This window comes from Rhizobium tibeticum, from assembly GCF_900110205.1.
GTDB lineage: Bacteria > Pseudomonadota > Alphaproteobacteria > Rhizobiales > Rhizobiaceae > Rhizobium > Rhizobium tibeticum.
Window position 1 is genome coordinate 34673 of the sequence record NZ_FOCV01000011.1, and the last position, 14690, is coordinate 49362.

Annotated in this window: 12 protein-coding genes; all 12 read right to left on the reverse strand. The window is 59.2% G+C overall.

Going from position 1 to position 14690, the window contains the following annotated elements; all coding sequences use genetic code 11:
• Nucleotides 1-103 precede the first annotated feature (103 nt).
• Nucleotides 104-1930: a glutamine--fructose-6-phosphate transaminase (isomerizing) gene (gene glmS, locus BSG20_RS13815; protein WP_072376346.1), complete on the reverse strand. Its 1827-nt coding sequence runs from the start codon at nt 1928-1930 to the stop codon at nt 104-106.
• Between the two features lie 105 nt (nt 1931-2035).
• Nucleotides 2036-3397 carry a bifunctional UDP-N-acetylglucosamine diphosphorylase/glucosamine-1-phosphate N-acetyltransferase GlmU gene (gene glmU / locus BSG20_RS13820; RefSeq protein WP_072376344.1) on the reverse strand — a complete coding sequence of 454 codons (1362 nt, stop codon included), beginning with the start codon at nt 3395-3397 and terminating at the stop codon, nt 2036-2038.
• Nucleotides 3398-3478: 81 nt separating this feature from the next.
• A complete protein-coding gene (locus BSG20_RS13825; protein WP_072376342.1) occupies nt 3479-4231 on the reverse strand; it encodes a FadR/GntR family transcriptional regulator in 753 nt (250 codons plus the stop codon).
• A 15-nt stretch (nt 4232-4246) separates the two neighbouring features.
• Entirely contained in the window at nt 4247-5215 is a 969-nt protein-coding gene (yjfF, locus tag BSG20_RS13830) for a galactofuranose ABC transporter, permease protein YjfF (RefSeq protein ID WP_024314853.1), read from the reverse strand.
• The gene (locus tag BSG20_RS13835) at nt 5212-6231 is read right to left on the reverse strand and encodes an ABC transporter permease (protein WP_072376340.1); all 1020 of its coding nucleotides are present in this window, start codon (nt 6229-6231) and stop codon (nt 5212-5214) included. The genes yjfF and BSG20_RS13835 overlap by 4 nt, the downstream gene beginning before the upstream one ends.
• Complete coding sequence (gene ytfR, locus BSG20_RS13840) at nt 6228-7751, reverse strand: galactofuranose ABC transporter, ATP-binding protein YtfR (RefSeq protein ID WP_072376338.1); 1524 nt, start codon at nt 7749-7751, stop codon at nt 6228-6230. Before ytfR ends, BSG20_RS13835 begins: the two co-directional genes overlap by 4 nt.
• 117 nt (nt 7752-7868) lie before the next feature.
• Nucleotides 7869-8831, reverse strand: coding sequence for a galactofuranose ABC transporter, galactofuranose-binding protein YtfQ (gene ytfQ, locus BSG20_RS13845; protein ID WP_072376336.1), 963 nt, complete (start codon nt 8829-8831; stop codon nt 7869-7871).
• A gap of 146 nt (nt 8832-8977) precedes the next feature.
• Complete coding sequence (locus BSG20_RS13850; RefSeq protein WP_072376334.1) at nt 8978-10051, reverse strand: BMP family ABC transporter substrate-binding protein; 1074 nt, start codon at nt 10049-10051, stop codon at nt 8978-8980.
• A gap of 49 nt (nt 10052-10100) precedes the next feature.
• A complete protein-coding gene (locus BSG20_RS13855; protein WP_072376332.1) occupies nt 10101-11021 on the reverse strand; it encodes an ABC transporter permease in 921 nt (306 codons plus the stop codon).
• Nucleotides 11018-12103 carry an ABC transporter permease gene (locus BSG20_RS13860; protein WP_072376330.1) on the reverse strand — a complete coding sequence of 362 codons (1086 nt, stop codon included), beginning with the start codon at nt 12101-12103 and terminating at the stop codon, nt 11018-11020. Before BSG20_RS13860 ends, BSG20_RS13855 begins: the two co-directional genes overlap by 4 nt.
• The gene (locus BSG20_RS13865) at nt 12093-13667 is read right to left on the reverse strand and encodes an ABC transporter ATP-binding protein (protein WP_072376328.1); all 1575 of its coding nucleotides are present in this window, start codon (nt 13665-13667) and stop codon (nt 12093-12095) included. The genes BSG20_RS13860 and BSG20_RS13865 overlap by 11 nt, the downstream gene beginning before the upstream one ends.
• 42 nt (nt 13668-13709) lie before the next feature.
• Nucleotides 13710-14690, reverse strand: a complete 981-nt coding sequence (locus BSG20_RS13870) for a quinone oxidoreductase family protein (RefSeq protein ID WP_072376326.1) — start codon at nt 14688-14690, stop codon at nt 13710-13712.

A 14690-nucleotide genomic window follows, 5' to 3' on the forward strand; every position in this document is an offset into this window, starting at 1 on the left:
TTGAGCAGACCGGCTATCGGAAATCAGCTCCCCCATGCTTTCCTGATTGAAAAGCTGCCAGAAATTGCCAAGTCGCACAAGTCTTCAGGGGGCGACCAGCCGGTCACTCCACCGTGACCGACTTTGCCAGATTGCGCGGCTGATCGACATCCGTGCCCATGAAGACGGCCGTGTGATAGGCAAGCAGCTGGATCGGCAGTGAGAAGATCATCGGCGCGATGATCTCATTGACATCAGGCAACACGATCGTCGCCATTGTCGGCAGCTTCGATGCGGCCGCGCCTGCCTCGTCGGTGATAAAGATGATGCGGCCGCCACGCGCTGCAACCTCCTGCATGTTCGACACAGTCTTGTCGAAGAAACGATCAAACGGCGCGATCACGATGACAGGCATGTTTTCGTCGATCAATGCTATCGGCCCGTGCTTCAGTTCGCCGGCTGCATAACCCTCGGCATGGATGTAAGAAATTTCCTTGAGCTTGAGGGCCCCTTCCATCGCAAGCGGGAAGCTCGTGCCACGACCGAGATAGAGAACATCGCGGCACTTCGACAATTCGCGCGACAGGCTTTCCATCTGCGGCTGGATGAGGTTCAGTACGCGGCTCATGATGCGCGGCATTTCAGCGAGATGGCGCACCAGCTCCCTTTCCTGCTCCGCGCTGATCGTTCCCCTCGCCTTGCCAGCGCCGAGTGCCAACGACGCCAGGACGGCCAACTGGCAGGTGAATGCCTTGGTGGACGCAACGCCGATCTCTGGGCCCGCCATGATCGGGAAGATTGCATCCGACTCACGGGCAATCGTCGATTCCCTGACGTTGACCACAGCGCCGATCTTCAGCCCATGATCCTTGCAGTAACGCAGCGACGCCAGTGTGTCTGCGGTCTCCCCGGACTGCGAAATGAAAAGGGCGGCCTGCGAGGGCGACAGAGGCATTTCGCGATAGCGGAATTCGGATGCGACATCGATTTCGACCGGTAGACGCGCGTAGCGCTCGAACCAGTATTTGCCGACAAGGCCTGCGAGATATGCGGTACCGCATGCGGAAATTGCCAGGCTGCTTGTAGCCTTGAAGTCGATCGCGTTGATGTTGTCACTGATCGTATTGCTGGCAAAGTCCATGTAGCGGCTGAGGGCATGCGAGATGACCTCTGGCTGCTCGTAGATCTCCTTTTCCATGAAGTGGCGGTGATTGCCCTTGTCCACTACATAGGCAGTCGTCTGCGAGATCTGCCGAGGGCGATGCACCTCGTTGCCCGAAAAGTCGAGGATTGTCGCACCGTCTCGCGTTAGCACGGCCCAATCGCCGTCGACCAGGTAGGTGATCTCGTTGGTAAAGGGAGAAAGCGCGATGGCATCCGAGCCGAGGAACATTTCGCCCGAGCCGTAGCCCACGGCAAGTGGCGGTCCGGAGCGCGCCGCCATGATCATGCTGGGGTCGTTCTGGAGCATGATTGCAAGCGCATAGGCGCCGGTTACCCGGTTCAGCATTTTGAGCATCGCTGCACGCGGCTCGATGCCGTGACGAAGATACTTCGCCATGAGATGGGCGACGACTTCGGTATCCGTCTGCGTCTCGAAAACGGCGCCTTCGGCAATCAACTCGTCTCGCAGCTCGGAGAAGTTTTCGATGATGCCGTTGTGGACGACCGCAACCCCCTCGACAAAGTGCGGATGCGCGTTGATCTCGTTGGGAACGCCATGAGTAGCCCAGCGCGTGTGCGCAATGCCGATTGTTCCCGGCAGAGGTTCGCCGTCGAGGCGCTTTTCGAGATTGAAGAGCTTGCCCTCGGCGCGACGCCGAGCCATTTCGCCGTTGTGTATCGTGGCGACTCCCGCAGAGTCATAGCCGCGGTACTCAAGCCGCTTCAGTGCGTCAACAAGACGCCCCGCAACCGGGCTGCTTCCTACGATTCCAACAATACCACACATGAAAGTCCCCAAAGCCTTGCGTTTCGAAGGCCACTCGTAACGATTCTGTCTTTTTTCTCAATGGCCTCGGCGGTCACTTTCGGTTTCCGCGCGTTACGCAGAGCCCTATGGCTTGGACGTCTTTGCAGCCTTGATTGTCAGTGCGCGTTCGCGCAGCACGGCGGCTCGGCCCGGCTTCAGTTCCTGGCGCGCCCTGCCAAAGGCGAGCGCATCGGCGGGTACATCCGCGGTGATGACACTGCCGGAGGCAATATAGGCATTGTCGCCAATGCTGACCGGCGCTACGAGCGATGAGTTCGATCCGATGAAGGTATTCGCCCCGATCAGCGTCTCGTGCTTGTTGACCCCGTCATAGTTGCAGGTAATCGTGCCTGCTCCAATGTTTGCCCCCGCTCCGACCTTCGCGTCGCCGATGTAGGTCAGGTGATTGACCTTAGCTCCCTCGCCGATCTTCGCGTTCTTGACCTCGCAGAAATTGCCGACTTTCGAGCCGTCGCCGAGATCGGCACCCAGCCGCAGGCGAGCGAACGGGCCGACGGCCGCGGCGGTGCTGACATGCGCACCCTCAATGTGCGAGAATGCATGAATGATCGCGCCGCCATCGATTGTCGCACCGGGACCGAACACGACGTTCGGTTCGATCAGGGCGTCCTGCCCAATCGCGGTATCGTAGGAAAGAAACACGGTCTCAGGAGCGATCATCGTAACCCCGGCGATCATCAACTCGTGACGCCGGCGCTCTTGCCAGAGCCGCTCGATCACGGCGAGTTCCGCCCGATTGTTGCAGCCGGTCATTTCGATTTCGGGTGCGTCGACAGCCGTAACGCGGCAGCCGATGGAGCGGGCGATCTCCACTAGGTCCGTCAAATAGTACTCGCCTTTGGCATTGGCGTTGCCGATGCGGGATAGCAGATCGAGCGCCTTGCGGCCGTTGATCGCCATCAGGCCGCTGTTGCACCATTTCACGGCACGCTCGGCATCTGTCGCATCCCTTTCTTCGCGGATGGCGATCAGTTCGCCATCCTTGACGAGCAGGCGGCCGTAGCCGGTCGGCCTGTCTGTGTGGAAGCCGATGACGACCACATCGCTGCCCTCGGCAAGGCCCTGACGTGCGGCCTTGAGCGGTCCCTCGGTCTGCAACGGTACATCGCCGTAGGTCACGATGATATCGTCATATCCGCGCGCGATGGCTTCGCGTGCCGCCAGCACCGCATGACCTGTGCCAAGCCGCTCCTTCTGCAGATATGTTTCGATCTCGACGTTTCCGACTTGGGCAGCCTTCGCCACTTCGTCGGCGTCGCGGCCCACGACGAGCGCGACCGATGAAATGTCGCTCTTTGCCACGGCATCCACGACATGCGCGATCATCGAGCGGTTTGCGATCGGGTGCAGCACCTTCGATTTCGACGACTTCATTCGCGTGCTGTCCCCCGCAGCGAGAATGATGGCGAGGCAAGTCCGTTCCATGATGTGCTCCGAGAATCCATTGCGTGCAGCCCTTGCTGCCTCATAGCAGCAAGACAAGGGCGGGACAAAGATCAAAATGGATCAGGCGGATGCCTTGGTTATCGCCGCATAGGCGTCGCGGACGTGATCGCGGCCATCGATGATCACGATCTCCATGGCTTTTCGGGCGCCATCGACGTCCCCGGCGACGATCGCCTCGACGATGCGCATATGCGTGTCCGCGATGTTCGAGAAGCCGTTCTGCGACGGCGGTGTACTAATGCGGAACATGCCGACCAGCGCGGCTTCGATCAGGCTGCCAAGCGTTCGCATGAAGGGGTTGTGAGATGCATCGGCTACTGCGAGGTGAAAATGCAGGTCGGCCAGCGCAAGGCTTTCGCTGGTGTGGCCCAGAGCGGCCATTTCCGTTGCCAGAGCTCGCAGATGCTCGATGTCGTCCTTGCTCGCCCGCTCGGCGGCGAGACCGGCGGCAAACGGCTCGAAGGCTAGCCGGATGTCGTAAAGCTGCAGCAGGAATTCTTCCGTCACGCCGCTGTCGAAATGCCAGGCTATGATCTCGCTGTCGAACATGTTCCAGAGGTTCTTCTCCGTCACGCGCGTGCCGACGCGGGCCTTGGCGACGATCATGCCTTTTGCGGCAAGCGTTTTCATCGTTTCGCGAAGGACGGTGCGTGAGACCTTGAAACGCTGTGCGAGTTCGGCGTCGCCGGGCAAGATGCTTCCGACAGGATAGGTTCCGGCAACGATCGCCCTACCGAGCTCATCCACGACTTGTGCGTGGCTCGTTCGCGATTTGCGCGTTGTTTTTCCGGTCTCAAGCAATCTGTTACGCAACGAATACCTCCCCGCTCAGGCATACCTCTTATTCATACTGGAAAGGAAGAGAATAACCTTCTGCATTAGAATGAATGCAAAAAGCAAAAGGCCGATCAAGATCTTCGTCCACCAACTCGAGAGCGTCCCGTCGAAGGTGATGTAGGTCTGAATGAGGCCCTGTATCAGGATACCGATGAAGGTGCCTGCCACGAATCCCGCCCCTCCGGTCAACAGCGTCCCCCCAATGACGACTGCTGCGATCGCATCCAGCTCGACGCCGACTGCTGCCAAAGAATAACCGGCCGACGTATAGAGTGAAAAAACGATTCCGGATAGACCAGCAAGAAAGCCGGATAATGCATAGATCTGGATCGTGGTTCGCCCCACGGGAACGCCCATGAGCTGCGCCGTCTGTGGGCCGCCGCCGAGCGCGTAGACATTGGTACCGAAGCGCGTGCGATGCGCCAGGAATATGCCGGCGACAAAGACGAGAAGCATGACGCCACCGATCAGCGTCAGCCGACCACCGCCCGGCATCCTGTAATAGAGGCTTGTCAGCGTCGTGTAGTAGTCGTGATTGATCGGAATGCTGTCGATCGACAGCACGAACGCCATGCCGCGTGCCAGGAACATGCCCGCGAGTGTCACGATGAAAGCCGGCATTTCCAGATAGTGAATGATCGCGCCCATTGCCGCGCCGAAGGCGGTCGTGATGATCAGCACCAGGACAAACGCAACGAGCGGATGGATTGTGGTGTTCTGCAGGATGACGGCCAGGAAGACCCCGGTGAAAGCGATGATCGAGCCGATCGACAGGTCAATGCCGCCCGAGATGATGACAAACGTCATGCCGACCGCTGCGATGCCGAGAAAGGCATTGTCAGTCAATAGGTTGCCGATCACGCGGGTGGACAGGATGTTGGGATACTGCAACGTGCAGATTGCATAGGAGAGAACGAAGATCACGACCGTTGCCAGCAGCGGCAGATATTTCGAGTTCATTGAATCTGCCCTTCCCTGATGCTGCTCGGTCGCCGGCCTAGAACCACGGCCGCCGATTGAACTGCCGGCGACTGAATGACGAGGATCACGATGACGATCACCGCCTTGATGATCAGGTTGAACTCTGGCGGAAATCCTGAGAGCAGAATGCCGGTGTTCACAGCCTGAATGATCATTGCGCCGATCAGTGAGCCGAGGATGCTGAAGCGTCCGCCCAGCAGAGAGTTGCCGCCCACGACGACGGCCAAAATCGCGTCGAGTTCCAACCAGAGCCCGGCATTGTTTGCATCGGCGCCCTTGATATCGGCTGCGACGATGATACCGGCGATCGAGGCGCAAAGGCTGCTCAACATATAAACGGCCATCAGCAGTACGGGTGTTCGCACGCCGGAAAGCATGCTTGCACGTCGATTAATGCCGGTTGCTTCGATCAGCATGCCAAGCGCCGTGCGCCTCACGAGCAGGATCACAAGGGCGCCCATGACCAGCCATATGATGACAGGCATGGGCAGGAATGCGAAGGAGCCGCTGCCGAGCGCGATCAACCCCTCATCGTTGAAGGTCATGATGACACCCTCGGTGATGAGCTGAGCAATCCCGCGTCCGGCAACCATCAGCACAAGCGTGGCGATGATCGGTTGGATGTTGAGTATGGCGACCAGAAAGCCGTTCCATACGCCGCAAAGCAGTCCGACTCCCACCGTTACCAGCAGCGTCATCGCCAGCGAATGGCCGGACACGATGGATGAAGCGGCAACGGCGCCGCAGATCGCGATCACCGCGCCGACCGACAGATCGATCCCCTTGGTCGCAATCACGAGGGTCATGCCGACTGCCAACAAGGCTACCGGCGCGCCGCGGTTTAGCACATCTATCAGGCTGCCATAAAACCGATCGTTCTGAACGACAACATTAAAAAACTGCGGGAACATAATGAAATTTAATATGAGAATGACCGCGAGCGCGATGAGTTGCGGCGCCAAGCGGATCAGCAGTGCGTTGAGCGACGACTTCATGCGTCCTCCGTCTTCTTTTGGGCGGCCGCGATGGCGTCGACGATGCGCGCGGTGTTGACATTGTCTCCCGTCAGTTCCGCGACATGCTCGCGATCGCGAAGGACCAATATGCGTGAGCTATAGGCGATAAGTTCTTCCAATTCCGAAGAAATAACGATCAGCGACATGCCTTTCGCGCAGAGATCTTCGATCAAGCGGATAATCTCGGCATGTGCGCCGACGTCGATGCCGCGGGTCGGCTCGTCGAGGATCAGGAAGTCCGGATTGGTGGCCAGCCAGCGCGCAAGGATCGCTTTCTGCTGATTGCCGCCTGACAGCAGACGTATCGGCTTCTCCCTGTCTGTCGTCCGGATGTCGAGCGCACTGATGTAGCGGTCGGCCAGCGCGTTTTGATCGGCGCGAGAAATCGGCCGGGCCCAGCCTCGCCGTGCTTGCAGCGCCAGGGCAATGTTCTCGCGAATGGAAAGGTCGCCGATAATCCCGTCCGTCTTGCGATCCTCCGGACAGAAACCGAAGCCGCTGCGGATGGCCGCACGCGGATTCGAGAGCGCAACCTGCTTACCGTCGACTTGTGCCGTTCCGCTGTCAGCCTGCTCGATCCCGAAAAGCAACTCGGCAGTCTCCGTGCGGCCGGACCCGAGCAAGCCTGCAACGCCCACCACCTCGCCGACGCGGACCTCAAGGTTGAACGGCTTCACCTTGCCACGCTTGCCGTAGCCTTCGAACCTGTATTTGACCGGACCGGCTGTGATCGAATGCGCCCGCGCGGTTGCTTCGGCATTCGCCAATTCATGACCAAGCATCATCGAGATCAGGCGCTGGCGAGACAGCTCGGATGTTTCGCGAGTGCCGACCAACTTGCCATTTCTCAGCACTGTGATTCGATCGCTGACCTCATAAACCTGCTCCAGGAAATGAGTAATAAAGACAATGCCAAGGCCGCGTTCTTTCAAGTCCCGCATGATGCGAAAGAGCATCGCGACTTCCTGCGTGTCAAGGCTTGCAGTCGGCTCGTCGAGAATGAGAACTTTGCCCGACAAATCGACCGCACGCGCGATCGCCACGACCTGCTGCACTGCGACCGAAAACCGATCGAGTTGCGCGGTCACATCGACGTCCATCCCGTATTGCTCAAGCAGTGCCCGCGCCTGCCGGTTCATCGCACGTACATCGATCATGCCGAACCGTTTCGGCTGGCGCCCGAGGTATAGGTTCTCGGCGATGCTCAGATTGGGGAGGAGATTGACCTCCTGATACACCGTGCCGATTCCGAGCTTCTGGGCCGCGAGCGTATCGGATGGATTGATTTCGGCGCCATCGAGAGCAAGCCTGCCCTGGTCGCGGTGATAGGCACCCGTGATGCATTTGATGAGCGTCGATTTTCCGGCACCGTTTTCGCCCAGAAGCGCATGCACCTCGCCCTTGCGCAGCGAGAAATCGACCTTGTCGAGCGCAATGGCGCCCGGGAAGAATTTCGATATCCCGGAGGCGGTTAGAACGTTCTCGAAATCGTGAATCATGAAAGCGGCTTTTCCTGATATGGACCCACAATGCCGCGCCGTGGACATGAAGTCCCGACTGGCATTCGGCAGTTCCGCACCGGCCCATGATGGACCGGTGCGGTTCCAGCGTCAAAATCAGTAGCCGAGGTTCTTCTTCGACTCGTAGACCTTCATCGGATCGTCAGCCGGCGTATAGAGCTTCGATTCGGTCTGGATCCACTTCGGCGGGGCCTTCTTGTCTTTCAGGTATGCATCGAGCACCTCGAATGCGGGACCTGCCATGTTCGGCGTCAGCTCCACCGTCGCGTTCGCCTCACCGGCGGCCATGGCCTTGAAGATATCAGGAACCGCATCGATAGAGACGACGAGAATGTCCTTGCCCGGCTTCAGACCGGCTTCCTTGATCGCCTGAATGCCGCCCACTGCCATGTCGTCGTTGTGAGCGTAGAGGGCGCAGATTTCCTTGCCGCCGTTTTCAGCTTTCAGGAAGCTTTCCATGACTTCCTTGCCCTTAGTGCGGGTGAAGTCGCCGGTCTGGCTGCGAACGATCTTGAGGTTTGCCTTGCCCGCGATGGCTTCCTCGAAGCCCTTCTTGCGGGCGATGGCCGGCGAAGAACCGGTCGTGCCCTGAAGCTCGACGATGTTGCAGGCCTTGTCGCCAACGGTCTTTACAAGCCAGTCGCCGGCAACCTTGCCCTCATGAACCTGATCCGAGGTGACAGCGGTCAGGTAGAGGTCTTCAGGCGCCTTGATCGTCCGGTCGAGCAGGATCACCGGGATTTCGGACTCCTTCGCTTCTTTCAGAACGGCGTCCCAGCCGGTTTCTACGACCGGTGCCAGGAAGATGGCGTTGACGCCCTGCGCGATGAAGGAGCGGATCGCCTTGATCTGGTTTTCCTGCTTCTGCTGCGCGTCAGCGAACTTCAGGTCCACGCCACGCTTCTTGGCCTGTTCCTTCGTGACGGTGGTTTCGGCAGCGCGCCAGCCAGATTCGGAGCCGATCTGCGAAAAGCCCACAACGAGCTCTGCAGCCGATGCCGAGCCGAACATGCAGGCAGCCAAAACCGTGGCACCCAAGAGTGCGGTCTTCAATTTCATGATTTCCTCCCAAAGCCGCCTCTCGCGGCACGCATAGGAAAAAATCATATAGTATTACTTTTGTAAATGCACTTTTTGGTATGCGATGCAGCAAAAAAGGCGCTCGAAACGAGCGCCTTTTCGCACCTGCTAATTGCTTGCCGAAATCACTTCGGCAGTTTGTCGTCTACGCCTTCGATGTAGAAGTTCATACCAAGCAGCGTGCCGTCGTCAGCCTTCTCGCCGGCCTTGAGCCAGGGAGTACCGTCCTGCTTGTTGATCGGGCCGGTGAAGGGATGCAATTCGCCCGACTTGATCTTGGCTTCGGTTTCCTGAGCGATCTTCTTCACGTCATCAGGCATGTTGGTGTAGTCGGCCATCTTGAGGATGCCGTCCTTCAGGCCATCCCAGCTCTGCTCGGACTTCCAGGTGCCGTCCAGCAGCGCGTGAACGCGCTTGGAGTAGTAGTTGCCCCAGGTGTCGACAATTGCCGTCAGCTGAGCCTTCGGACCGGCTGCGATCATGTCGGAGGCCTGACCGAACGCATGAATTCCGCGTTCCTCAGCAACCTGCATCGGAGCGGTCGTATCCGTGTGCTGCGTCAGTACGTCGACGCCCTGGTCGACCATGGCTTTTGCGGCATCGGCTTCCTTGCCCGGGTCGAACCAGGTATTCACCCAGATGACCTTCAGCTTGAAGTCGGGATCGATTGAGCGGGCGCCCTGCTCGAAGGCGTTGATGCCCATGACGACTTCCGGAATCGGGAAGGAGGCGATGTAGGCAGCGCCGTGGTTCTTCGATGTCTTGGCTGCGATCTGACCGAGGATGTAACGGCCTTCATAGAAGCGCGAGTTGTAGGTCGCGAGATTCGGGCCGGATTTGTAGCCGGTACCATGCTCGAACTTCACGTTCGGGAACTTCGCTGCGACCTTTACGGTGGCGTCCATGAAACCGAAGGACGTCGTGAAGATCAGCTTGCAGCCCGAACGGGCGAGACGCTCGATGGCACGCTCGGCGTCGGGGCCTTCCGGCACGTTCTCAAGGTAAGGCGTGTCGATCTTGTCGCCGAATTCCTTCTGGATCTGCTGGCGACCGAGATCGTGAGCCTGCGAATAGCCGCCGTCGGTGTGTGATCCGACATAGACGAAGCAGACTTTGGTCTTGTCCGCAGCCTGCGCCACAGAGCCGAGGCTCAGGACGGCGGCAGCCGATGCGGCAAGTGCAAGTGCTAGTTTTTTCATGATAACCCCTGTTGGTTGAAGCTTCCGGAAACGCGTCTCATTCTTTTGCTTAGCGCTCCGGCACGAACGGTTTTCCCAGCGACGCGGGCGTGTTGATCAACGTCGTGCGCCGATTATGAGAAATGATGACAAGAACCACAATAGTGGCTGCATAGGGCAGCATTGACAGGAACTGAGCCGGGATACCGACGCCGAAAGCCTGGGCGTGAAGCTGCAGGATCGTCACAGCGCCAAACAGATAGCCGCCGGCAAAAACCCGCCATGGACGCCAGGATGCGAAGACGACGAGTGCAAGCGTGATCCAACCGCGGCCGGAAGACATGTTCTCCACCCATTGCGGCGTATAGACGAGAGAAAGCTGCGCTCCCGCTAGTCCCGCGCAGGCGCCACCGAACATGACCGCGAGGTAGCGTGTACGGATAACACTGATGCCGAGAGCATGGGCCGACCCGTGACTATCGCCGATTGCGCGCAGCTTCAGGCCGGTGCGGCTGCGGAACAGGAACCAGCTCACGCCAAACAGCAATGCGAGCGACAGATAAAAGGTCAGGTCCTGACGGAACAGCACAGATCCGATGAGCGGAATGTCGGAAAGGTAAGGGACGACGATTGGCGCTAGGCGAACGCCAGGTACGCTCACATAGCCCTCACCCAGCATTCCCGAAACGCCAAGTCCGAGGATGGTTAGTGCCAAGCCGGTTGCGACTTGGTTGGCAACCAGCGTCAGAGTGAGAAAGCCGAAGAGCAGCGAGAACAGCGCGCCGGCGACAATGCCGCCCAGCAGCCCGATATAGGGAGAGCCGGTCATTTGCGCGCTCGCGAAGGCTGCAACGGCCCCCATGATCATCATGCCTTCGACGCCGAGATTGAGAACGCCGGACCGCTCGGCGACGAGTTCGCCAAGCGCGGCAATGACCAGCGGCGTCGACGCAGTAATGACGGTCAGCAGAATCGCTTCGAAGATGCTCATGCGACGCCTCCCCGGACCCGCGACCAGATGATGCGGATCTTGTAATAGATGAGGGTGTCACACGAGAGCACGAAGAAGAGCAGCAATCCCTGGAAGACGCGGGTCACCTTATCGGACACGCCGAGCGACAGCTGCGCAGCCTCGCCGCCGAGGTAGGTCAGCGCGAGCACAAGGCCGGATGCGACGATACCGAGTGGATTCAGCCGTCCGAGAAACGCGACGATGATCGCCGTGAAACCATAGCCGGGAGAAATCGCAGGCTGCAGATGTCCGATCGATCCGGAGACTTCCGAAATGCCGGCAAGTCCGGCAAGCGCCCCCGAAAATAGAAAGCTGAACCAGATCATCTTCTTCGACGAAAAACCGGCGAAGCGTCCTGCCCGTTCGGACTGTCCGAGAACGACGATCTCAAACCCTCTCAGCGTGTACTTGAGCATGAACCAAACGAGAAGCGCAGCGACAATCGCAAAAACGAAGGCCCAATGGGCGCGGCCGGATTCTTCCCAGATCGCCGGCAGCGTAGCTTCCGGCGGAAACGGCACGCTTTCTGGAAAGTTGAAGCCCTGAGGATTGCGCCAGGCGCCGCGGATCAGCCAATCGAGGAAGAGCTGTGCGATATAGACGAGCATCAGGCTCGTCAGTATTTCGTTGGTATTGAAATGCGCCTTCAGCAGCGCTGGAATGGCCGCAAACAAAGCGCCGCCGGTCGCGCCCATGATGAGCATCAAGGGCAGCACCATCGGCGAATGCCACTCCGTGAACAGGATCGGCAGAATGGAGCCCGTGATCGCACCGATCGTAAACTGTCCCTCGGCGCCGATATTCCAGTTGTTGGAGCGATAGCAGACGGCCAGCCCGACGCCAATCATGATCAGCGGCGCTGCCTTCACCGCAAGTTCGTGCAGCGACCAGACTTCCAGCAACGGCTCAAGGAAAAACGCGTCCAGTGCCTCGATCGGGTCCTTGCCTAGAATGGCAAACATGATCGCCCCGGCGAGCAGCGTCAGCAGCAATGCCAGCAAAGGCGACACCAAGCCATAGAGCTTCGATGCTTGCGGCCGCTTTTCGAGTTCAATGCGCATTGGCGGTCTCCGACGCGGTCTTGCTTTCGTGCAGACCGCCCATCAAAAGACCAATCTTCTCACGTGACAGTTCTCCCGCCGGGAAAGGTTGCGAAAGCCGCCCCTCGGAAATCACGGCAATCTCCGTTGCGACTTCGAATATTTCGTCAAGGTCCTGGCTGATGACGACGACTGCCGAGCCGTTGCGCGCCAGATCGACTAGTGCCTGACGAATGCGGCTCGCCGCTCCCGCGTCGACGCCCCATGTCGGTTGATTGACGACGAGAACCGCTGGTTGCCGGTCAAGCTCGCGGCCAACGATGAACTTCTGCAGGTTTCCCCCTGAAAGCGAGGCTGCCGCCGGGTCCTCGCCGCTCTTGCGCACATCCATCGCGTCGGTGATCCGCTTGGTCGCGGTCATGACCGCGCCGCGGCGGATCACCTTGAGAAAAGCGCCGCCAAGAAAGGCTCTGCGGTCGGATTGGCTGCGTGCCAGCACGAGATTGTCGGAGAGCTTCATGGCTGAGACGGCCGCGTGGCCGTGGCGCTCTTCCGGCACAAAGCCGGCGCCAAGTAGGCGCCGAGCTGTGATGCCCTGGGTACCGACGGCTTTCTTGCGGATCGTAATCGCGTCCGGCGAACTCACTGGATATTCTCCCGAAAGAGCGTCGAAGAGTTCGCCCTGTCCATTGCCGGCAACACCCGCGATCGCCAGGATCTCGCCGGAACGGACGGCCAGAGACACCTCCCTGAGTGGCATTGCAAAGGGAGTGCGTGCGGCAACGGAAAGATTGGTGACCGAAAGTTGCACATCGCCCTTGTTGCCGCGGTCGGGATGCGTAACCGTCGCGACGTCGCTGCCAACCATCATGCGCGCAAGAGAAGCCGGCGTCTCCTGACGCGGATCGCAGGCGCCCGTGACCCTGCCGTTGCGCAGCACAGTCGCGCGATCACAGATGCGCTGCACCTCCTCCAGCCGATGGCTGATGTAGAGGACCGATTTGCCCTCCGCCTTCAGCTTGAAAAGTGTTTCGAAAAGTCTGTCGGCCTCCTGCGGCGTCAGCACCGAAGTCGGCTCGTCGAGGATGATGAGCTTGGGATTTTGCAGCAGCGCGCGCACAATCTCGATGCGCTGGCGTTCGCCGACGGAAAGATCAGCGACGTGGACATGGGGGTCGAGCGGCAGGCCATAGGCGCGCGAGAGCGCCCTTGCCTCTTCCGCGATCCTGCCGATCGGAATGCTGTCATCGAGCGAAAGCGCGATGTTTTCAGCGACCGTCAACGCCTCGAAGAGCGAGAAATGCTGAAAGACCATGCCGATGCCGAGCTTGCGGGCGTCGCCTGGCGAACCGATCGAAACCGGTTGGCCTTCCCACAGGATGTTGCCCTCGGTCGGCTCGAGCACGCCGAACAGCATCTTGACGAGCGTCGATTTGCCGGCGCCGTTTTCACCAAGGAGAGCATGGATTTCGCCGGGGGCAATATCGAGGTCGATGTGGTCGCAGGCAGCAAAGCTGCCGAAGAGTTTCGTCAGTTGCTGGACCGACAGTAACGCACCGGAACCCGGCACATCAGATAACGACACGTTCCCCTCATTTCTCTCTGCCGACCGTGCCCGTTCGGGTCATTATGGGATCAGCAGCGTAGTTCCGGTAGTTTTTCTGGATTCCAGATCCATGTGAGCCCGCCCGACGTCACGCAATGGATAGGTTTGGTTGATACTGATACGCACTTTGTTGCTCAAAACAACATCAAATAACGCGTTTGCACAATTGGTTAGCTCTTCGTGTGTGGCGATGTATGTGAAAAGTGTGGGCCGCGTTGCAAACAGCGATCCTTTCTGTGCGAGCATGGCGAGCGTGAAGTTCTCGATCGGCCCCGAGGACTGGCCGAATGAGACGAACATACCGAGCCGTCTCAGGCAATCCAGCGATTGCGGAAACGTGTCGCGGCCGATCGAGTCATAGACGACGTGGACGCCAGCGCCACCGGTGATTTCGCGCACACGCTCTGCGAAATTCTCGGTATTGTAGTTGATGACGTGATCGTAGCCATGCTCGAGTGCAAAACGCACCTTGCTGTCCGACCCCGCGGTGCCGATCACGGTTGCGCCGAGCGCTTTGGCCCATTGGCCGGCAATGAGACCGACGCCGCCGGCTGCCGCGTGGAATAGAACCGCGGTACCCGGTCCAACCTTGTACGTCCGGTTGAGCAGATATTGCGCGGTCATCCCCTTCAGCATCATCGAGGCTGCAGTTTCTAGGGGAATTCCATCCGGAACCTTGACGAGGTGCTTCGTTTCGATGTTTCGCTCGACGCTGTAAGCGCCGTCCGAGCCCGCATAGGCGACGCGATCGCCAATCTTGAAATCTTCAACGCCAGGTCCGACCGCGGTTACGGTGCCGGCCGCTTCCTTGCCCGTCACGAAAGGCAGATGCGGCGCCTTGTAGAGGCCTGTCCGGAAGTAGATATCAATGAAATTGAGACCGATGGCAGCGTGTTTGATCTGCACTTCTCCTGCACCGGGTGGCGGCAGGTTGATATCGATGTGTTCGAGAACTTCGGGTCCGCCGGTCATGCGGAATGAGACCGCCTGCGTCTTTGCCAT